22 protein-coding genes and 1 pseudogene are annotated in these 18,808 nt (G+C 57.2%); 22 read left to right on the top strand and 1 reads right to left on the bottom strand.

The window, feature by feature from the left end:
• The first annotated feature begins 121 nt into the window (after nt 1–121).
• The 12 genes from DWV16_RS05060 to DWV16_RS05000 all read left to right on the top strand — a co-directional run bounded on the left by DWV16_RS05060 (nt 122) and on the right by DWV16_RS05000 (nt 10,839).
• Entirely contained in the window at nt 122–355 is a 234-nt protein-coding gene (locus tag DWV16_RS05060; protein ID WP_066452943.1) for an HPr family phosphocarrier protein, read from the top strand.
• 143 nt (nt 356–498) lie between these two features.
• Nucleotides 499–1,671 (top strand): D-alanyl-D-alanine carboxypeptidase family protein, encoded by a 1,173-nt coding sequence (locus tag DWV16_RS05055; protein WP_118478005.1) that lies wholly within the window; start codon nt 499–501, stop codon nt 1,669–1,671.
• Between the two features lie 235 nt (nt 1,672–1,906).
• Entirely contained in the window at nt 1,907–3,244 is a 1,338-nt protein-coding gene (locus tag DWV16_RS05050) for a glucose-6-phosphate isomerase (protein WP_118478003.1), read from the top strand.
• A gap of 67 nt (nt 3,245–3,311) precedes the next feature.
• On the top strand, nt 3,312–3,722 hold the full coding sequence (locus DWV16_RS05045; RefSeq protein WP_066452947.1) for an ATP-binding protein: 411 nt from the start codon (nt 3,312–3,314) through the stop codon (nt 3,720–3,722).
• A gap of 195 nt (nt 3,723–3,917) precedes the next feature.
• The gene (locus DWV16_RS05040) at nt 3,918–4,700 is read left to right on the top strand and encodes a DUF6612 family protein (protein WP_066452948.1); all 783 of its coding nucleotides are present in this window, start codon (nt 3,918–3,920) and stop codon (nt 4,698–4,700) included.
• 219 nt (nt 4,701–4,919) lie between these two features.
• The gene (locus DWV16_RS05030; RefSeq protein ID WP_066452952.1) at nt 4,920–5,420 is read left to right on the top strand and encodes a DUF177 domain-containing protein; all 501 of its coding nucleotides are present in this window, start codon (nt 4,920–4,922) and stop codon (nt 5,418–5,420) included.
• Between the two features lie 72 nt (nt 5,421–5,492).
• Nucleotides 5,493–5,675 carry a 50S ribosomal protein L32 gene (gene rpmF / locus DWV16_RS05025; protein ID WP_066452956.1) on the top strand — a complete coding sequence of 61 codons (183 nt, stop codon included), beginning with the start codon at nt 5,493–5,495 and terminating at the stop codon, nt 5,673–5,675.
• A 104-nt stretch (nt 5,676–5,779) separates the two neighbouring features.
• Nucleotides 5,780–7,081, top strand: coding sequence for a DUF512 domain-containing protein (locus DWV16_RS05020; RefSeq protein WP_118478001.1), 1,302 nt, complete (start codon nt 5,780–5,782; stop codon nt 7,079–7,081).
• Nucleotides 7,082–7,097: 16 nt separating this feature from the next.
• The gene (der, locus tag DWV16_RS05015; protein WP_066452959.1) at nt 7,098–8,426 is read left to right on the top strand and encodes a ribosome biogenesis GTPase Der; all 1,329 of its coding nucleotides are present in this window, start codon (nt 7,098–7,100) and stop codon (nt 8,424–8,426) included.
• A gap of 34 nt (nt 8,427–8,460) precedes the next feature.
• The gene (plsY, locus tag DWV16_RS05010) at nt 8,461–9,111 is read left to right on the top strand and encodes a glycerol-3-phosphate 1-O-acyltransferase PlsY (protein ID WP_158572780.1); all 651 of its coding nucleotides are present in this window, start codon (nt 8,461–8,463) and stop codon (nt 9,109–9,111) included.
• 38 nt (nt 9,112–9,149) lie between these two features.
• Nucleotides 9,150–10,163 (top strand): NAD(P)H-dependent glycerol-3-phosphate dehydrogenase, encoded by a 1,014-nt coding sequence (locus DWV16_RS05005; protein ID WP_066452966.1) that lies wholly within the window; start codon nt 9,150–9,152, stop codon nt 10,161–10,163.
• Nucleotides 10,164–10,638: 475 nt separating this feature from the next.
• Nucleotides 10,639–10,839 (top strand): helix-turn-helix domain-containing protein, encoded by a 201-nt coding sequence (locus tag DWV16_RS05000; RefSeq protein WP_066452967.1) that lies wholly within the window; start codon nt 10,639–10,641, stop codon nt 10,837–10,839.
• A 49-nt stretch (nt 10,840–10,888) separates the two neighbouring features.
• Here DWV16_RS05000 and rpmB read toward each other — a convergent pair whose 3' ends face one another.
• On the bottom strand, nt 10,889–11,077 hold the full coding sequence (gene rpmB / locus DWV16_RS04995; protein ID WP_066452968.1) for a 50S ribosomal protein L28: 189 nt from the start codon (nt 11,075–11,077) through the stop codon (nt 10,889–10,891).
• Between the two features lie 242 nt (nt 11,078–11,319).
• On the opposite strand from rpmB, the gene DWV16_RS04990 reads away from it, so the two are divergent.
• From DWV16_RS04990 to DWV16_RS19520, 10 genes and pseudogenes are all read left to right on the top strand, one after another.
• The gene (locus DWV16_RS04990) at nt 11,320–12,000 is read left to right on the top strand and encodes a site-2 protease family protein (protein ID WP_118477997.1); all 681 of its coding nucleotides are present in this window, start codon (nt 11,320–11,322) and stop codon (nt 11,998–12,000) included.
• A 46-nt stretch (nt 12,001–12,046) separates the two neighbouring features.
• Nucleotides 12,047–12,787: a ScpA family protein gene (locus DWV16_RS04985; protein ID WP_066452969.1), complete on the top strand. Its 741-nt coding sequence runs from the start codon at nt 12,047–12,049 to the stop codon at nt 12,785–12,787.
• Complete coding sequence (scpB, locus tag DWV16_RS04980; protein WP_066452971.1) at nt 12,780–13,370, top strand: SMC-Scp complex subunit ScpB; 591 nt, start codon at nt 12,780–12,782, stop codon at nt 13,368–13,370. The genes DWV16_RS04985 and scpB overlap by 8 nt, the downstream gene beginning before the upstream one ends.
• Nucleotides 13,371–13,405: 35 nt before the next feature.
• The gene (locus DWV16_RS04975; protein WP_118477995.1) at nt 13,406–14,113 is read left to right on the top strand and encodes a DUF2953 domain-containing protein; all 708 of its coding nucleotides are present in this window, start codon (nt 13,406–13,408) and stop codon (nt 14,111–14,113) included.
• A gap of 12 nt (nt 14,114–14,125) precedes the next feature.
• Nucleotides 14,126–14,572 carry a GerW family sporulation protein gene (gene ytfJ / locus DWV16_RS04970; RefSeq protein WP_066452976.1) on the top strand — a complete coding sequence of 149 codons (447 nt, stop codon included), beginning with the start codon at nt 14,126–14,128 and terminating at the stop codon, nt 14,570–14,572.
• 66 nt (nt 14,573–14,638) lie between these two features.
• On the top strand, nt 14,639–15,799 hold the full coding sequence (locus tag DWV16_RS04965; RefSeq protein ID WP_118477993.1) for a D-alanyl-D-alanine carboxypeptidase family protein: 1,161 nt from the start codon (nt 14,639–14,641) through the stop codon (nt 15,797–15,799).
• 55 nt (nt 15,800–15,854) lie between these two features.
• Nucleotides 15,855–16,595: a pseudouridine synthase gene (locus DWV16_RS04960; RefSeq protein ID WP_066452978.1), complete on the top strand. Its 741-nt coding sequence runs from the start codon at nt 15,855–15,857 to the stop codon at nt 16,593–16,595.
• 16 nt (nt 16,596–16,611) lie between these two features.
• Nucleotides 16,612–16,992 carry a hypothetical protein gene (locus DWV16_RS04955; RefSeq protein WP_118477991.1) on the top strand — a complete coding sequence of 127 codons (381 nt, stop codon included), beginning with the start codon at nt 16,612–16,614 and terminating at the stop codon, nt 16,990–16,992.
• 253 nt (nt 16,993–17,245) lie between these two features.
• Complete coding sequence (locus DWV16_RS04950; protein WP_118477989.1) at nt 17,246–18,652, top strand: carboxyl transferase domain-containing protein; 1,407 nt, start codon at nt 17,246–17,248, stop codon at nt 18,650–18,652.
• A gap of 52 nt (nt 18,653–18,704) precedes the next feature.
• Nucleotides 18,705–18,808: pseudogene (locus tag DWV16_RS19520) on the top strand (acetyl-CoA carboxylase biotin carboxyl carrier protein subunit); the annotation flags it as partial.

The raw sequence follows: 18,808 nt of genomic DNA, 5'->3' as shown, positions 1-18,808 counted from the left end.
ATATTATAATGAATTTTTGGAACAAATACAATTAGCAGTTGACTTAAATAAACCGGACTGATATAGTGTATTTGTGGTAAAAATAGAAATAAGTATGTCTGGGAAGAAGGAGGACATCACTATGAAATCCGTAATGATCAAACTTGACACCATCAACGACGTGAAAAACTTTGTGAACACTGTTTCGAGATACGATTTCGACGTGGATCTGGTTTCGGGCCGCTATGCGGTTGACGCGAAATCGATCATGGGCATCTTCTCGCTCGATCTGGCAAAACCGATCAAGATGGAAATCTATTCGGACGACTGCCCGGAATTTTTAAGCGAAATCAAAAGCTTCGCGGTGGAAGAATAAGCGAGAAACGGAAAAAAGCACGAAAAAGCAGCGGCGCGGCCGCTGCTTTTTGTTTTTGCGGCATGCGGGCCGCCTCCGGCGGCATTTTTGCGGCTGGCACGCGCATACACATGTATTACTTTACAGGTGAGAGGTGTGCGCGAATGAAAAAACGGATCATGGCAATCCTATTATGCGTATTGATGGTGATAAATGGGACCGCTGTATTTGCGGAGGACCAAGCGGATCTGGGTGCGCTCGAGGCGGCCGCGAAAGCGGACGAAAGCCTGCCCGCGAAATCGGCCATCCTGATCGAGCAGCAGTCGGGGCGGGTGCTTTTTGAGAAAAACGCGGACGAACAGCTTCCGCCCGCTTCGATCACCAAGGTGATGACCCTGCTGCTTGTGATGGAAGCTTTGGATTCCGGGCGCATCCGGCTTGACGATATGGTGACCTGTTCGGAGCACGCCCAGTCGATGGGAGGCAGCCAGATCTGGTTCGAGGCGGGTGAACAGCTTTCGGTTGACGACCTTCTGAAGGCCGCCGCCATTTCAAGCGCGAACGACGCCTCGGTGGCTCTGGGTGAATACCTGGCGGGCAGCGAGGAGGCCTTCGTCGAGCAGATGAACGCGAAGGCGCAGGAGCTCGGCATGACCAACACCCACTTTGTGAACGCGACCGGCTTAGACGCCGAAGGCCATCTGACCACGGCGCGGGACATCGCGGCCATGAGCCGGGCGCTGCTTTCCCACCCGAAGATCACCGAATACTCAAGCGTTTGGATGGGGGAACTGCGCGGCGGAAAGACCCAGCTGGTCAACACGAATAAACTGGTCCGCTTCTACGACGGCTGCACCGGTCTCAAAACCGGAACGACCGACGGCGCGGGCAGCTGCCTTTCGGCCAGCGCCACCAGAAACGGCATGTCGCTCGTCGCGGTGACGCTCGGCAGCCCCACCTCAGCCGAACGGTTCTCAGCGGCGCGCGGCCTGCTCGATTACGGATTTGCGAACTTCGCGCGGGTGGAACTGCCGGTTGTGGAAGGGGTGGAACCGGTGAAAGTCAAAGGCGGAGTTGATCCGTTTGTCGAAGTGGTGAGCGAACAGCCCGAAGCGGTGGTGGTGCGCTCGTCGGATAAGGATAAGGTCGAGCAGCAAGTGGAGATCCTGCCGGATGTGCAGGCCCCGGTCGAGTCCGGGCAGCTGCTCGGCAAGGTGGCTGTCAGCGTGAATGGCGAAAAACTCTGCGAATATAACCTTGTGGCGGCCGATGCGGTTGAGGAGATGACGATTGGGCGGGCGCTGGCCCAGCTGCTGAACCGCCTTATCCAGATGTAACTTGTAAAAGCCCCGGAACAGGCGGGCCGCCCTGCCGCCCGGGGCAACCCTTTCATTCTGAACGATCCATGCGGAAACTTGCTGCGGATTTTTGAAAAAAGACAGAAGGCGACTTGAAATAACGGGCAAAATAGGGTACAATGTGTGCAAGAAGAATCCTAGCCAATCCACAATGGGTTGTGCGAATTGTACAATGTCTTCCCGGAAAGTCCAAAAGGAAAGGAATGAAGCGAGCATGGCAGTGAAGCTGAACACCAAGCATCTGAACGGCTTCGTCAGCGACCATGAACTGCAGGCGATCGCGCCGCAGGTCTCAGCCGCGCATCGGACGCTGACCGAAGGTACCGGCCTCGGCAGCGATTTCCTCGGGTGGGTCAACCTGCCCCGCGATTATGACAGGGAGGAATTCGCCCGCATCAAGGCGGCGGCCAAAAAAATTCAGTCGGATACCGATGTCCTGGTGGTCATCGGCATCGGCGGCTCCTATCTCGGCGCACGCGCCGCGCTCGAACTGCTGAAAAGCCCTTTTTACAACAACCGGAAAAAGGATACCCCCGACATTTATTTTGTCGGCAACAACATCAGCGCCGACTACCTGAACACCATTTTGGGGCTCTGCGAGGGCAAGCGGGTGTCGGTCAACATCATCTCGAAATCCGGCACCACCACCGAGCCCGCGCTGGCGTTCCGTGTTTTCCGCGAATTGCTTGAGCAGCGCTATGGCAAAGAGGAGGCAAAGGGCCGCATTTACGCCACCACCGATAAGGCGCGCGGCACCCTCAAGGAGCTCTCCGACCGCGAAGGGTATGAGACCTTCGTCATCGCGGACGATGTGGGCGGGCGCTATTCGGTGCTGACCGCGGTGGGCCTTCTGCCGATGGCGGTCGCGGGCATCGACATTGACGCGGTCATGGCGGGCGCGCGGGAAGCGATGGACGCGCTGGCGGCGGACGATCTCGAAAAGAACGACTGCTACCGCTACGCTGCGCTGCGCAACATCCTCTACCGCAAGGGGAAGAAGATCGAGCTGATGGTCAGTTACGAGCCCGCGTTTACCCTGATGAACGAATGGTACAAGCAGCTGTTCGGTGAAAGCGAAGGCAAGGACGGCAAGGGCCTTTTCCCGGCCTCGGTGGTCTTTTCGACCGACCTGCATTCGATGGGTCAGTTTATCCAGGAGGGCAGCCGGCTGATGTTCGAGACGGTCGTCAGCATCGGAAGGCCGCAGAGGGATTTCTTTGTGAAGGACGACCCGGAGAACCTCGACGGACTCAACTTCCTCTCGAACCAGAACATGTCAGTGGTCAATGAAAAGGCGATGCAGGGCACCATCCTGGCGCATACCGGTGGCGGCGTGCCGAATATGGTGCTCGAGATCCCTGAAATGAATGAACACGAGTTTGGCTACCTGGTCTATTTCTTCGAGAAGGCTTGCGGCATCAGCGGTTACCTGCTCGGGGTGAACCCGTTCGACCAGCCGGGCGTGGAAAGCTACAAGAAGAATATGTTCGCGCTGCTTGGCAAGCCGGGTTATGAAAGCCGGAAAGCCGAGCTGGAAGCGAAACTGAAGTGAAAAGCAAAGGAAAATTTGTAGGATTCGCCGCAGGGCGTTCAAATAAAAGCATTTGGAGGAATTTCACATGATAAAATTAATCGTCGGCAACAAAGGCTCCGGAAAAACCAAAACCCTGATCAATATGGCAAACGACGCGGTCAAAACTTCCAAAGGCAATGTTGTGTGCGTGGAGAAAGGAAACACCCTGACGTTTGATATCAGCCATCAGGCTCGGCTGATCGATATCGACCATTATGCGGTCAGCGGCTTTGACGCATTCTATGGCTTCTTCGCGGGCCTTTTCGCGGGCAATTATGATATCACTGAGGTTTTCGTCGACGCGACCTTTAAGGTTGGCGGCAAAGATTTCCTGGCGTTCGCGCTGATGGTGGAAAAACTGGTCAAGCTGACCGATGAAAACGGCGCGACCATGACCTTCACCGTTTCCTGCGACAAGGCGGACCTGCCGGAGCGTATCCACAAATATATCATCTGAGATTGACGCAACAAAGCGGCGCGGGGAAATCCGCGCCGCTTTTGCATGCGGGGCGGAGGGGTGGCCGCGCCGCTTTTGCACTTGATATGTGTCCGGAATGTGAATTCTGTTCAGGCCCATAGACATAGTAGGAAATAACTGTTATATTACAGATGGCGGGTCAACCGCCGTCCCAAATCGAAAAGGAGGAGTTCCGTGAAAAAACTACTGGCGCTTCTGATCAGCGCAATGACCATCCTGTCCTTCTGCGGATTCACCGCGGACACCGACCCGGCAAAGGTTTATCAGCAGGCCTATGAAAAGAGCGTGGCGGCGACCAAGCAGGAAGCGAAGGCTGTCATGGATATGCAGATGGAGCTGGGCGAGCTCACCATCCCGATGAAGATGGACATGGACATGAAATGGAGCCGTGAAGGCGGAAAATATCTGATGTCCGCCGCCGGAAGTATGACGGCGATGGGCGAGACCATGCCGTTTGCCTATTACTATACGGACGGCTGGTATTACATGGATATGATGGGCCAGAAGATCAAGGCGCCGATGGATATGGAGCAGATGATGGAGCTTTCCAAGCAGATGATGCTCCAGTCGCCCACAGCCGAGCTCTTTGATCAGGTGCATATGGACGAGGTTGGAGAGAACTACCGGATCACCTATAAGATTGGCAACTCGAAGATGAAGGAATTCATCGGCCAGGCAATGGGTATGGTGAACACGATGGGCGGCGTGTCTGACGCGGCAGCGGCGGACACGGCTGAAATCCTGCCCGGCACAATGAACGGCCAGATGACCGTCGACGGGAAAGCCAACATCCTGAGCGAGCGGATGTCGATGAACCTGTATATGAAGATTGCGGACGAAACGGTCAAATGCGCGATGCGGATGAAGGCGTCCTATGAGCCTGTGGGCAAAGATTTTGCAATCACCTTCCCGGACGACCTCGCAAGTTACCAGGAGCAGGTGGTCCCGGCCGCATAATCGCGGGCAAAACTGGAAAAGGTAAAACCGTGCCGGGCCATTCCGGCACGGTTTTTTACAATTTTCACAAATCTGGAGGAACTGCGGTTTTTGGCAGGTTTTGTATTGACAAGACGCAGCAAAACAGATATAATAAACTTCGTGACATTTGCAAGGGACAATTGCGCCCGGATTTGCAGATGCGGACCCGAAAAGCGAAAAACCGAATGGAGGCAAAGCATGATTGTCGATCTCTCCAAGCTGTTTGACGAACTGGGCGGGACAAAGGCAATCGAGGCTGCGCTCGACCTTGGCGAAGTAAAGCGCTGGGGTGAAAAGCTGTTCGCGGGGCCTGTCCATGTGACGGGCAAAGCGCAGAACCGTTCGGGAATCGTGACAGTCAGCTACCAGGCGGATTTCATCCTCGATGTGGTGTGCGACCGGTGTCTTACGCCGCTCACCAGGAAAGAGCAGATGGAATTCTCGCACATCGTGGTTTTATCCCTGAACCGTGAGGACAACGATGAGTTTATAGTAATACCGGACGGGAAGCTCGATTTGGCGGAGCTTGTTACGGCCGATATTCTCCTCGAGCTCCCCACCTCGATCGTGTGCGATGAAAACTGTAAAGGGTTATGCCCCATATGCGGAAAGAACCTCAACGAAGGCGCCTGCGGCTGTGACCGCACGGAGCGCGACCCGCGGTTAGACAAGCTGAGGGAACTTCTGCAGGAATCGTAACAAAAAGCGTGCCTGTGCTTTTATCAGGCACAAGCCGCCATCATCATAATATTTTGAAGGGGGTGCCACCAAATGGCAGTACCGAAGAGAAAAACATCCAAAGCGCGCAAAAATAAAAGACGTTCCAACGTTTGGAAGCTGGACGCCCCTGCATTTTCCAAATGCACACACTGCGGAGAGCTGAAAGCTCCTCACAAGGTTTGCGGCAACTGCGGTTACTACAAGGACAAAGAAGTAATCAAGGTCGAAGCTTAATTCCTGTGGTTTAGACGGAGGTGGATGGTATGCCACCTCCGTTTTTTCGTGATTTGTGATTTTTCTGCCAGTGTAACCTTCACCCAAGCTGAAAGGGGAAATCCATGCCGGTTCTCATCCAGAGCGTCGAGCGCCGTTCCTATGCCGAACGCGCGGGCATCCGTCCGGGCGATACGCTGCTCACCATCGACCAGAATCCGGTCAACGACGTGCTCGACTATCGTTTTTATATGACCAATCCTGTGATCGAGCTGCACCTCCTGCGTGGGGGCGCGGCTTATTCGGCGCAGATCAAAAAAGGCGAATACGACGACATCGGGCTGGAATTTGAGACCTACCTGATGGACAAGCAGCATTCCTGCAAAAATAAATGCATCTTCTGCTTTGTCGACCAGATGCCCAAAGGTATGCGCGAAACCCTCTATTTCAAGGACGACGACAGCCGGATGAGCTTCCTCTTCGGCAACTATATCACCCTGACCAACTTGACGGACGCGGATATCGACCGTATTATAAAGATGCACATCTCCCCAGTGAACGTCTCGGTGCACACCACCGACCCCGCGCTGCGGGTGCGGATGATGAAAAACCCCAACGCGGCCGGAAGTTTACGGTACCTGAAACGGCTGACCGATGCGGGTATCAAGGTGAATACCCAGCTGGTGCTCTGCCCGGGCTACAACGACGGCGAGGCGCTCGAAAAGAGCTTAAACGACCTCGGCGTGCTTTACCCAAATTTGCAGAGTATCGCCTGCGTGCCGGTCGGGCTGACCCGCCACCGGGAGGGCCTGCCCGCGCTGCGGCCGTTCGACGCGGCGGGCGCAGCCGACACGATCGAACGTATCCACCGCTTTGCGGGTCGGATGCAGGCGCTGCACGGCGAACGGGTCGCGTACCCGTCGGACGAATTTTTCCTCAAAGCGGGCCAGCCCATTCCGGACGCGGCCTATTACGGCGAATTCGCCCAGCTCGAAAACGGCGTGGGGCTCATCGCGCTTTTAAAAGACGAGTTCGAAGCTGCTTTTGCATCCGACGGATGCGCCGACGCCGCATTCGACGGCGCTGTCGTCACCGGGACGGCCGCCGCGCCGCTCCTGCGGGAGCTGGCCGGAAAGGTGTCCGAACGATTTTCGAAGGTGCATATCCGGGTCTACCCGATTACCAACCGTTTTTTCGGGGAGACTATCAATGTGGCCGGGCTGGTGACCGGCGGCGATATCGTTTCACAGCTCGCGGGAAAGCCGCTTGGGGAAAAGGTGCTGCTGCCTTCGGTAATGCTGCGGCACGAACGGGACAGATTTTTGGACGATATGCCGGTTGGGGAGCTCGCGGAAAAGCTGGGCGTCCCAGTTGAGCCGATAGACAACGACGGGTATCAGCTATATGATGCCATGACGGGAAGATAGAAAGGAAGTGAGCGGTATGGCAAAGCCGCTGATTGCGATTGTGGGCCGCCCCAACGTGGGGAAATCAACCCTGTTTAATAAGCTTGTGGGCGCGCGGATCTCGATTGTGCAGGACACGCCGGGCGTGACCCGCGACCGGATTTATTATGAATGCGAATGGCGCAGCAAAAAGGTGATGCTGGTGGATACCGGCGGCATTGAGCCGTATTCAGAGGATGTGATCCTCTCACAGATGCGCCGGCAGGCACAGCTTGCCATCGACAGCGCCGATGTGATTATCTTTGTCACCGACATCCAGACCGGCGTGACCGCTACAGATCAGGAGGTCGCCGTTATGCTTCAGAAGAGCGGCAAGCCGGTGGTGCTCTGCGTCAATAAATGCGACCGGCTCGGCGACCCGCAGCCCGAGTTCTACGAATTCTATAACCTGGGCCTCGGCGACCCGATCGCGGTGTCCTCCACACACGGACATGGAACCGGCGATCTGCTCGACGCCTGTTACGAGCATATTGACTTTGGTCACACGGAAGACTATGATGAAGAGTATATCAAGGTTGCTGTGATCGGAAAGCCGAACGTCGGCAAGTCTTCGCTCATCAACCGGATCGCGGGTGAGGAACGGGTGATCGTCTCGGACGTTGCGGGAACCACCCGTGACGCGACCGATACCGTCATCGAAAATGAAACGGGCAAATACGTCTTTATCGATACGGCAGGCATCCGCCGTAAATCCCGCGTCGACGAGGAGATCGAACGCTACAGCGTCCTGCGCGCGTATATGGCGGTCGACCGCAGCGACGTCTGCGTCATCATGATCGACGCGACGGTCGGGTTCACCGAGCAGGACAGCAAGGTGGCGGGCTACGCGCATGAGCAGGGCAAAGCGAGCATCGTCGCGGTCAACAAATGGGACGCGGTCGAAAAGGACGGCAAGACCATGCAGGAATTTCGCAAAAAGCTGGAGAACGACTTCTCGTTTATGTCTTACGTCCCGTTTTTGTTCATCTCGGCCAAGACCGGACAGCGGGTCGATAAACTGTTTGAGCTGATCCAGTTCGTGTCCAATCAGAACGCGATGCGCATTACGACCGGGCGGCTCAACGACATGCTCTCGTATGCGACGGCGCGCGTGCAGCCGCCGACCGACAAGGGCAAGCGCCTGCGGATCTTCTACTGTACCCAGGCGACCACCAAGCCCCCGACGTTTGTATTTTTCTGCAATAATAAGGAGCTGTTCCACTTTTCCTATCAGCGGTATCTGGAAAACCAGATCCGCGAGACATTTGGGCTCGAAGGCACGCCGATCCGGGTGATCGTGCGGGAACGCGGCGACGGGAAAGACTGACGCGGCTCTGGCAACTGTTTTGAGGATGATGGTTATGAGTGATTTTACAGGGAAATTCTGGCTGTTTTCCATACTGGTGGCGGTTATCGCCTATCTGATCGGGAGCGTAAGCTTCGCGGTGATTGTGTCGCGGCTGGGCGCGCAGGACGATGTGCGCCAGCATGGCAGCGGCAACGCGGGGATGACCAACATCCTGCGCAATTACGGCAAAAAATTTGCCGCCTTCACCGCCATTGGCGACTTTGGCAAGGGGATTGTCGCCGTGCTGCTTGGCCGGATGATCTTTTCGCTGGCGGGCATCTCCGCCTTTGACGGCGGTTACATAGCGGCGCTGTTCGCGGTGCTGGGACATCTGTTTCCGCTTTATTTTGGCTTCAAAGGCGGGAAGGGGGTGCTCACCGGACTTGGGGTCATGCTGATCCTCAATCCGCCGGTGGTCACCGTCATCATCCTGCTGACCGTCCCAATTGCCTGGTTCAGCAAAATTGTCTCGCTCGCGTCGGTGATTGGCTATGTTTCATTCCCCATCCTGACCGGGCTCTATGATTTCTGGAAACACAGCCCGGATATCTGGTTCAACCTGTTCTTCGCGCTGCTGATCAGCGCATTGGGGCTCATCATGCACCGCGATAACATCAAGCGTCTTTTGAACGGTACGGAATACCGTTTCGGACAGAAAAAATAGAACTGAAAAGACAAATCCCGCATAGGAGGTTTTAGAAAATGGCAGAGATCATGATCCTGGGCGCGGGCGGCTTCGGCACCTCGCTGGCAGTCATGTGCGAGAAGAACGGCCACCACGTGACGCTTTATTCCCCTTTTCAAAAGGAAATTGAAGTCCTTTCGGCCGAGCGGGAGCATAAAAAACTGCTGCCTGGCGTGCACATCCCGGAGACGATCAAAATGACTTGGCAGCTGCCGGAAAAGGTCGATCACGATCTGGTTATTGTTGCCACGCCATCCTTTGCGGTGCGCGGCGTATGCGCCTCTATCAAGGACCGTATTGTTCCCAAAACGGTGGTCGCCTGCGTGGCCAAGGGGTTTGAGCTTGAGACGCTCAAGACGCTTGACACGGTGATGGGCGAAGAACTGCCGCAAAATGGGATCGTTATGCTGTCAGGACCTTCGCATGCCGAGGAGGTCGGCCGCGGTGTGCCGACCACGATTGTGGCAGCATCCCGCAGCCGTGCGGCCGCGGAATTCGCGCAGGATACGCTGATGAACCCGGCGCTGCGTATCTATGTCAACGACGACGTAACCGGCGTCGAATTGGGCGGCGCGCTCAAGAATGTCATCGCGCTGGCGGCGGGCATCGTGGATGGTCTGGAGCTCGGCGACAACCCGAAGGCTGCGCTCATGACCCGCGGCATCACTGAAATTGCGCGGCTGGGCGTGGCGATGGGCGCCAAGACCGAAACCTTTGCCGGGCTTTCCGGTATTGGCGACCTGATCGTGACCTGCACGAGCATGCACTCGCGCAACCACCGCGCGGGCATCCTGATCGGTAAGGGGCGCACCGCGCAGCAGGCGATTGACGAGGTCGGCATGACAGTGGAGGGTTATACCGCCACCAAGTGCGCGCATGAGCTTGCGGACCGCACTGGCGTGGAAATGCCGATTATGCAGCAGGTTTACGCGGTGCTTTATGAAGGGAAAACCCCGGAGGATGCGATCCGTGACCTGATGGGCCGGCCAAAGCGCCACGAATCGGAGGTTATTTGGCTGCTGAGCCGTTGATTGCACATTGCGTTGTGCGGTCGCTTTTGCGCCTTCCAGGCGCCCCGGGGCCATTTCTTGCTTGTCCAAGAAATGGCCGAAAGAAGGACACGCGGGGACACCCCGCGACCCCGTGCACGCCGTGAAGGCTGCCTTCGGCAGAAACGGCGCGCAATCTGCTTAGGCATAACGTTGTGTCCCGCGTGATGAAAAGCACGCGGGACGGGTTTCCGCAACCATTGCGAAAACCGGCTGGCGCCGAAAGCGGACAAACGGATCGAAAGAACGCTTCGCGTTCCAAAAGATGCCGGTGGACCTTCTCCCTGTCCAGCAATGCGCGATAGCGCAATCGCCGCCGAAGGGCGGCGATTCATGGGCTTACTATGATAAGATTTTACGCCAGAATTCATGCCAAATCCGATCTCTTTAACCTGATTCAGGTTAGAATGGGAACATACGGAAGAAAACTGCTATCATAGGACTGGGAGGCGGTTGTATGTACCCAAGAATCAAAGACCTTCGAATTGAAAAAGGGATCGGGATTGCCGCGCTTGCGAAAAAAATCGGCATTCCCGCGACAAAATACTGGCGATACGAATCCGGGGAACGGGAAGTCACCATCCACGTGCTCATAAAGTTGGTACAATTCTATAACGTGCGCGCGGATTATCTTTTGGAGCTGAGCGATCGCAGATAAACGAAAAAAGCCGGTATCCATTCGGATACCGGCTCATTTTATCGGGAAATCAGATTGCGCGCGTCACTTTATTGGAACGCAAGCAACGGGTGCAGGCGTGGATGTGGCGGGGAGTACCGTCGACAATCGCCTTTACGCGCTGTACATTGGGTTTCCAAGTCCGGTTGGACCGGCGATGGGAATGGGAAACCTTAATTCCGAAAGTAACACCTTTTCCGCAGATGTCGCATTTTGCCATGTGTCTGCACCTCCTCTATCTGGAACAAATTAAAATTCTCTTTCGGGGTCAACATTAGCATTCTATCAGATTCCCAAAATAAATGCAAGCATTTTTTTGCTTTTTTTTCAGGAAAAGGAAGAGTCAGATCAAATTCCGGCGAAATCCGCTTGTAATTTTGGCGGGCACCCGGTATAATAATCCTATTGTACGATGAGATAGTAGCGCAATTTTCAGATAAAATCAAGAACAAGGAGTATTTTATGGGACTGTTTTCAATGGGCACACAGATGGCCATGTATGTAATTTTTGCAAGATTGATCGTTTTATTCACTTCCATGCCGGTGCATGAATTTGCCCATGGCTGGGTTGCGCATAAGCTGGGCGACGACACCGCCTATTATCAGGGCCGTCTCGATTTTAACCCGCTCGCGCATCTTGACCCGTTCGGCACCATCCTGCTGTTGTTTACCGGGTTCGGCTGGGCAAAGCCGGTGCCGATCAATCCCCGCAACTTCACCCGCAAGATTTCGCTGCGCGGCGGTGTGGCGCTTACTGCGGTGGCGGGCCCCGTGGCGAACATCATCCTTGCATTTTTCATCCTGTTGCTCTTTAAGATTCTCGCCTATTTCATCCCGATGGGCAACGCTGTTTCAATCATCGCGCAGATCCTTTCGCTGATGGTTTCGATCAACGTGTCGCTTGCGGTCTTTAACCTGCTGCCGATCCCGCCGCTTGACGGCTACAACATTGTGTCCTATTTCATTCCGGCCAAGTGGGAATACACCATCATGCAGTACCAGCAGTATATTTTCCTGGGTCTCATGGCGCTCATGATGTTCACGAATATCCTCAGCGGCCCGCTCAACATCCTCACCGGGCTGATCTATAAGCTGCTCAATTTCGCGACCGGCTTTGTCGATCTGATTGCAATGATGCTCTGAGCCGTATAAAACCCGGTCCATCCACCCAAAATGTCAGGGGAGCATAATGGAAAAATTATCGTTTAAAACTGCTGAATTTGAAGGGCCGCTCGACCTGATGCTCTTTTTGATCCAGAAGCACAAGCTGGATATCTACGACATCTCGATTTCCGCGCTGCTCGAGCAGTATCTGGAATATATCCGTTCCCTGCAGGACGCGGATCTGGAGGTGGCCAGCGAATTTCTCGAAATGGCCTCGCGGCTGGTGTATATCAAGACCGTCTCGCTGCTGCCCAGGCACGAGGAGGAAAGTGTCCAGCTCAAAGCCGAGCTGCAGGGCCAGCTGCTTGAATACCAGGTCTGCAAGCAGGTCGCGGCGAAGCTCGGCGAGCAGAACCGGCAGCACCTGACCTTTGTGCGCGTACCGATGAAGCTCCCGGCGGACACGACCTATAAGCTTACCCATCCCGCAAGCGACCTTTGGAACGCCTACCAGGACGCGATCGGAAAGGGCAAGCGGCGGCTTCCGCCGCCCGCGCAGGCCTTTTCCGGCATCGTTTCCCGGCGGGTGGTATCGGTCGGCAGCCGGATTATCTTTGTGCTCAAAAAGCTCTACCGCCGCGGAAAGGCCTCCTATGCGAGCCTGTTTGAAACAAGTACCGACCGCAGCGAGCTGGTTGCGACCTTTCTGGCGGTGCTTGAACTGATGAAGGCAAAACGTATTTCGGTGGACGAGGAAGGCGAAGTGCATTTCGACCGCACCCACCATGACAAAGAAATCCCGAAAGAGGAACTGACCTATGATTGACCTGCCGCAGAAACAGATCCTGTCAATCCTGTTCGCCGGCGGCGAGGCGGTGGAGATCGAACGGATCGCCCAGGCCATCGGCGCGGACGGGGATACGGTGATCAGATATATCCCGCATATCCGCGACGCTCTGGAGGATGCCGGGGTCCCGTTCAACGTGCTGCGGCTTGGGGACAAGCTCCAGCTCGCAACGCTGCCGGAATTTGCTCCGGTGATCCGCGAGGCGCTGGAACTGCGCCGAAACATCCCGCTTTCCCAGGCCGCGCTGGAAGTGCTGGCCGTCATCGCTTATAACCAGCCGGTCACCCGTTCGTTCATCGAGCAGGTGCGCGGGGTGGATTCCTCCGGCGTGGTCAATTCGCTGCTCGAAAAGGAGCTTGTGGAGGAGGCGGGGCGGCTCGATCTGCCCGGCCGGCCGATCGCCTACAAGACCACCTCAAATTTTTTGCGTTGTTTTGGGCTGGAATCGCTCGAAAAACTCCCGGCGCTGCCCGGTTCCGGGGATGAGGAAGCCGAACTGCTGCCGGACGACGTACTCGAAGGACAGGTCGCTTTCGGGGAGATCGAGGAAGACGGGGCCTGACCCCAAAGACGCAATCCGCAAAGGGGGTGTGACGCATGGCGGTTGTCGGTTATACGCTGCTGGGAATCCTCGCGGCGGTCCTGCTCCTGCTGTGCATCCCGGTACGGCTCGAAGTCCGATACAAAACCGGGCATGTCCCGGTTGCGGTGCTGCGCTGGCTTTTTCTGAGGTTTGACCTTGCGAAGCCGGAGGAACCCGCGGCAAGAAAGCCCGCAAAGCAAAAGAAATCCCAAAAGGAAAAGACCGAAGCCGCGCCTGCCAAGCGCCCGCCGATGGAATTTGCGGAGCTGCTGGGCATGATCCTCGACCTGCTTTCGTCGCTCAAGGGGAACACCGGGATGCTGGTGCGCAGCTTCAAGCTTTATAAGATCAGGCTCTCGATGGTGGTGGCCGAAGGCGACGCGGCCGACACGGCGATCACCTACGGAAGGGTCAATGCCGCCGTTTACGGCGCTTACGCGCTGGCGCAGTCGTTTTTGCGGCTGGGGCGGCCGGAGATCGAGATCCGGCCCGACTTCACCGCCGAAGAGGGCAGCGTCGATTTTGAGGTGGGCGGCAGGCTCACGCCGATTGCCGCGCTCGGCACGGCAATCCGGGTTGGGGTGGCTTTCCTGGTGAAAACCATCCGACGGAAAAAAGCAAAACAGACCGCCGAAGCGCCGCCGCGGCCCGCGGCGCCCGTCAAGACAAATGAACATCAGGCGCCTGCCGAATCCGAAAAGGAAGAGCAGGCGGTCAAATAGGAGGTTTTTCGTATGAGCAACGGCAATCATCCGATCAATGGGCTGATGGACAGCTCCCTGCAGAACCTGCGTTCCCTCGTGGACGCGGACACGGTCATCGGCGAAGCGATCACCACGCCGGACGGCACGGTGATCATCCCGGTGTCGAAGGTTTCGTTCGGCTTCGCATCGGGCGGCTCCGATCTGCCCACCACCAAGCAGGGCGACCTGTTCGGCGGCGGCGCGGGCGGCGGCGTTTCGGTGCAGCCGCTGGCTTTCCTGGTCATCAAGGACGGCCATGTCGAGCTTCTGCAGATCAACGACAACAAGAACACCGCCGACCGGGTGGTCGCAATGGTGCCGGAGATGGTCGACAAGCTCGGCGTGCTCTTCACCAAGAAGGATAAAAAGGACGGAGAATCTGCCAAAGCGAAGCCAGCCCCCGCTCCGGACCCGCTCGACGATATCCCCGGCCTGTAATTTTGGATGGGATTGCCGCATAAAATGACCTGTACGGATTCTATGAGACAAGGTGCAGGTGATTTTATGTTGCGCAGAATTGCGGCGGCCCTGCTGGCGCTGATGCTTGCGGGCGGGATGTTTGTGTGCGGCGCGCGGGCCGAAGAGGTTCCCGCGGCGGCGCAGACGATCCCGAATACCAGGGATTATGAAACCAAGGCAAAGGGCGCGGTGGTGATCGACGCGCAGACCGGCCGGGTGCTTTTCGCGCAGAACGCGAACCTTCGACTGCCGATGGCTTCCACAACTAAGATTATGACCGCGCTCATCACCCTTGAGCAGGAAAACCTGGACGAATACTTTACGGTGGACCCCGCTGCGATCAAGGTGGAGGGTTCCTCGATGGGCCTGCGGGAAGGCGATCAGGTTTCGCTTTCCGCGCTCGCTTACGGGATGCTGCTGCCGTCCGGCAACGACGGCGCGAATGCCGCCGCGGTGCGCATAGCGGGCAGCAAGGAGGCGTTCGCAAAGCTGATGAACGAACGCGCCGCCGAAATCGGCCTGGAGGACACCCATTTCGTCACGCCGTCCGGGCTTGACGACCCGGAGCATTATTCGAGCGCCTATGATATGGCGCTGCTCGCGCGCGAAGCGCTCGGGAATCCGCGCTTCGCGGACATCTGCTCCCAGTATAAGGCGGTTGCCCAGTACGGCAACCCGCCCTATAACCGCTGGCTGCAAAATCACAACAGGCTGCTGAGAAGCTATGAGGGCGCGGTCGGGGTCAAAACAGGCTTTACCGACACGGCGGGACGCTGTCTGGTGTCCTGTGCGATGCGCGGGGGCGTCAAGCTGATCGCGGTCACGCTTGGCTGCCCGGACGACTGGAACACCCACGCAAATCTCTATGACCGCTATTTCGAGCGGCTTACCCCAACCGATGTGGAACCGGCCATCCCGGAGGTAAACGTCCCGGTCGCGGGCGGCGAAACGCTTTCGGTGAAGGCGGTCTATGAACCGCAGCAGAAGATCCCGCTGTTCGAGGGCGAAAGCCTCACAGCGCAAACCGTCCTGCGTCCGCTTCTGTTCGCGCCGGTGGAAAAGGGGGAAGTGCTCGGCAGAGTGGTGCTCTCCTGCGACGGGCAGAAGCTTTCGGAGATTACGCTGGCAGCGGCAAAAAGCGTCCCGGCACGGGAAGACGACGGGAATTCACTGATCGGATTTTTCCAGAGGCTGATCGGGTTTTAATACATAACGTAAAAAAGAAGATAATATACACGAGACGTAGAAAGACAGGGAATTTATGGCACAGGCAAAAGGCATCCGTATCCAGAAGGTGCTCTCGGACAATGGGATCATGTCCCGCCGCAAGGCGGAGGAAGCGATCCAGCAGGGCCGTATCACGGTCAACGGACACCCGGCCGTGCCCGGCAACCCGGTCAACCCCATGCGGGATGTGATCGCGGTGGACGGCGTGCGCGTCAGGCTCCAGAAGAAAAAGAAAAATTATTACATCATGATGCATAAGCCCCGCGGGTATGTGACCACCACCTCGGACGAGATGGGGCGCAAATGCGTGACCGACCTTTTGGAGGACGCGCCTGCGCGGGTCTATCCGGTGGGACGGCTCGACCGCAACAGCGAAGGCCTGCTGCTGTTCACGAACGACGGCGACTTTGCCAACATGGTGATGCATCCCTCGAACCACATCACAAAAACCTATCGGGTCACCATCCGGCCGGACATCACCGACGAGCAGGCCGCGAAAATGTCCGCGGGGATCGAGCTCGACGGCAAGATGACCCTTCCGGCGACCGTTCTGGTGCTTGAAAAGGGAGAAGGCCGCGCTGTTTTGCAGATCACCATCCAGGAGGGACGCAACCGGCAGGTGCGCCGGATGTGCGAAGCGGTCGGGCTTACGGTGGCGCGGCTCAAGCGCACATCGGTCGGGCCGCTCAAACTGGGGATGCTGAGCCCCGGAGAGTGGCGGGAGTTAAAGCCCAGCGAATTGACCGCGCTGCGCAATGCCGTCAGCAAGAAGTGAGCGGGAGGATATAGAAATGTTTCTGATCAGACGGATCGCGGATCCGCGCCTTTCCGGGCGGATCTGCCAGAGCTTCGGGGTTGACGCGCCGGGCGCGTTCGCCTATGGCGCCTTCCAGAATGACAACGTGCTGGCAACCGCCGTGTTCCTCACCGGCGCGGGCGGAAATGTGACGCTCTGCGGTGTGGATACCGGCCGCCGGACGGATATCGGGCTCATCGATGGGATGGCGCGCGCGGCGTTTTCCGCGCAGCGCAAGTGCGGCGCGCGCACCGGTCAGCTTGGGGACAAGCTGACGGACGAGGTGCGGCTTGCGCTCACCAAACTCGGTTATGCGGAGCGGGAACCGTTCGATCTTGCGGCGTTCTTTGCGAAGAAGGCCTGCTGCGGCAGATAAAGCGGATATTATGAGACAGGCGGGCCGGCGGCCGGCCTGTTTTTTATCATAATGAGACGCTGATACCGGAGACGATCTTTTTTGTTCCGGATAACAGCGTAAATTATGTGAAAATATTATTTTTTCCCTTGTTATTTCCAGCACAAACGTGCTATACTTTAACGTGGTTACATTTTGAGATTTTCGTCAAGGGGAAAGATCAAAATGAAGGATTTTTGTGTTAGTTTTAGTTTTAGAATAGGAGGAAAACAACATGAGTGACCAGGCAATGTCACTGGCCGACGCACGCAAGGATGCGCTGAAGGCTACCGCCGCCCGTGAAAGGCTGACGGCCCTGTTCGACCCCGACTCCTTTGTCGAGGTCGGCGCTTTGGTGAAGACCGGGTGCGACGGCACAGGCGTGATCACGGGTTATGGCCTCGTCGAAGGCTGCCCTGTGTATGCGTTCTCCCAGGATTCCACGGTGAAAAGCGGTGCGGTGGGCGCCGCGACAGGCTCCAAGATCAGAAAGATTTATGATCTGGCCTACAAGACCGGCGCGCCGGTTGTCGGAATCTATGATTCCAACGGCGCGGCCGTCGATGAGGGCCTTGACGCAATGGCCGCATACGGAGATATGCTGCATTGGTCGAACAACCTTTCCGGCGTTGTGCCCCAGATCTCCCTGGTGCTCGGCGTCTGCGCGGGAAGCGCCGCGATGATCGCCGCTTCCGCCGATTTTGTCGTGATGAGCGGAAAAGGCGAGTTCTACCTGACCACCGCGGACGCGGCGAGCGCGAGCAGCGCTGAAGAGGCCGCCAAGACGGGCGTCGCCCATATTGTCGAGACGGAGGAAGCCGACGCCATCAAGGCGGCGCGCACCCTGATCTCGATGCTTCCGTCGAACAACCTTTCCGCTCCGCCGGTCTGCGATTTCTCCGCCGTTTCCGGCGCTGAAGCAGCGCTTTCCGCCGCCGCCGCGGACATCGGCGCCGCGGACATCTTCGAGATTGCGAAGAACGTCGTCGACGCGGACAGCCTGGTTGAACTGCAAAAAGAATATTCCACCTGCGGCGCGAAGGTCGGGCTTGCGACCCTGGCCGGTTCCACCGTGGGCGTTGTGGCAGCATCGAACGGCGGCACCATCTGCTCGGGCGGCGCTTCCAAGATCGCCCGGTTTGTCGCCATCTGTGACTCCTTCCAGATCCCGGTCGTGACCTTTGTCAACGCCGCGGCGTTCGCTCCGCTGCCGAATCACGGCTTCCGTGGCGGCGTGCGTGAGGTTGCCAAGCTCGCGCATGTCTATGCCGAAGCGACCACCCCGAAGATTGCGGTCGTGGTTGGCAAGGCTTATGGTTCCGCATATATCGCGCTGGCCGGGCGCGGCGCTTCGGCCGACCTGACCGTTGCGTGGCCCTGCGCCACCATCAGCGCGCTCTCTCCGGAAACCGCCGTTGCGTTTATGTATGGCGACCGGATCACCGCCGACAAATCCCGTGCGCAGGTTGAGGCCGAGTATGCCGCAAACGACGCGGGCGCGCTCGCCGCTGCCGCCAAGGGCCACATTGACGATGTGATCGATCCCGCCGAAACTCGCGGAGTTGTTCTTTCCGCGATCGATATGCTGGCTGGCAAACGGATTACCCCCCTGCCGAAGAAACACGCGAATATCCCGATGTAATAGAACCCCCACGGGCACAATACGCTAAAGAATTTGAAGGAGGAAACGATCTATGAAAAGGTTTAATATAACGGTCAATGGCAGAGCTTACGACGTCCAGGTGGACGAGCTGGCAGCGGGCGCTCCGGCGCCTGTAGCCGCGCCCGCGCCGGCCCC

The organism is Anaerotruncus sp. AF02-27 (assembly GCF_003465835.1).
Taxonomy (GTDB): domain Bacteria; phylum Bacillota; class Clostridia; order Oscillospirales; family Ruminococcaceae; genus Anaerotruncus; species Anaerotruncus rubiinfantis.
This window is presented reverse-complemented; position numbering and strand designations above follow the sequence as displayed.

What these genes read in the sequence shown, in the direction of transcription:
- DWV16_RS05005 (WP_066452966.1), top strand. Translation starts at nt 9,150, where the DNA reads ATGGCAGAGATCATGATCCTGGGCGCGGGCGGCTTCGGCACCTCGCTG.
- ytfJ (WP_066452976.1), top strand. Translation starts at nt 14,126, where the DNA reads ATGAGCAACGGCAATCATCCGATCAATGGGCTGATGGACAGCTCCCTG.
- DWV16_RS04985 (WP_066452969.1), top strand. Translation starts at nt 12,047, where the DNA reads ATGGAAAAATTATCGTTTAAAACTGCTGAATTTGAAGGGCCGCTCGAC.
- rpmB (WP_066452968.1), bottom strand. Translation starts at nt 11,077, where the DNA reads ATGGCAAAATGCGACATCTGCGGAAAAGGTGTTACTTTCGGAATTAAG.
- plsY (WP_158572780.1), top strand. Translation starts at nt 8,461, where the DNA reads ATGAGTGATTTTACAGGGAAATTCTGGCTGTTTTCCATACTGGTGGCG.
- DWV16_RS05055 (WP_118478005.1), top strand. Translation starts at nt 499, where the DNA reads ATGAAAAAACGGATCATGGCAATCCTATTATGCGTATTGATGGTGATA.
- DWV16_RS04950 (WP_118477989.1), top strand. Translation starts at nt 17,246, where the DNA reads ATGAGTGACCAGGCAATGTCACTGGCCGACGCACGCAAGGATGCGCTG.
- DWV16_RS04955 (WP_118477991.1), top strand. Translation starts at nt 16,612, where the DNA reads ATGTTTCTGATCAGACGGATCGCGGATCCGCGCCTTTCCGGGCGGATC.
- DWV16_RS04975 (WP_118477995.1), top strand. Translation starts at nt 13,406, where the DNA reads ATGGCGGTTGTCGGTTATACGCTGCTGGGAATCCTCGCGGCGGTCCTG.
- DWV16_RS05030 (WP_066452952.1), top strand. Translation starts at nt 4,920, where the DNA reads ATGATTGTCGATCTCTCCAAGCTGTTTGACGAACTGGGCGGGACAAAG.
- DWV16_RS05020 (WP_118478001.1), top strand. Translation starts at nt 5,780, where the DNA reads ATGCCGGTTCTCATCCAGAGCGTCGAGCGCCGTTCCTATGCCGAACGC.
- DWV16_RS05045 (WP_066452947.1), top strand. Translation starts at nt 3,312, where the DNA reads ATGATAAAATTAATCGTCGGCAACAAAGGCTCCGGAAAAACCAAAACC.
- DWV16_RS05060 (WP_066452943.1), top strand. Translation starts at nt 122, where the DNA reads ATGAAATCCGTAATGATCAAACTTGACACCATCAACGACGTGAAAAAC.
- scpB (WP_066452971.1), top strand. Translation starts at nt 12,780, where the DNA reads ATGATTGACCTGCCGCAGAAACAGATCCTGTCAATCCTGTTCGCCGGC.
- DWV16_RS04965 (WP_118477993.1), top strand. Translation starts at nt 14,639, where the DNA reads ATGTTGCGCAGAATTGCGGCGGCCCTGCTGGCGCTGATGCTTGCGGGC.
- DWV16_RS05000 (WP_066452967.1), top strand. Translation starts at nt 10,639, where the DNA reads ATGTACCCAAGAATCAAAGACCTTCGAATTGAAAAAGGGATCGGGATT.
- DWV16_RS05050 (WP_118478003.1), top strand. Translation starts at nt 1,907, where the DNA reads ATGGCAGTGAAGCTGAACACCAAGCATCTGAACGGCTTCGTCAGCGAC.
- der (WP_066452959.1), top strand. Translation starts at nt 7,098, where the DNA reads ATGGCAAAGCCGCTGATTGCGATTGTGGGCCGCCCCAACGTGGGGAAA.
- rpmF (WP_066452956.1), top strand. Translation starts at nt 5,493, where the DNA reads ATGGCAGTACCGAAGAGAAAAACATCCAAAGCGCGCAAAAATAAAAGA.
- DWV16_RS04960 (WP_066452978.1), top strand. Translation starts at nt 15,855, where the DNA reads ATGGCACAGGCAAAAGGCATCCGTATCCAGAAGGTGCTCTCGGACAAT.
- DWV16_RS04990 (WP_118477997.1), top strand. Translation starts at nt 11,320, where the DNA reads ATGGGACTGTTTTCAATGGGCACACAGATGGCCATGTATGTAATTTTT.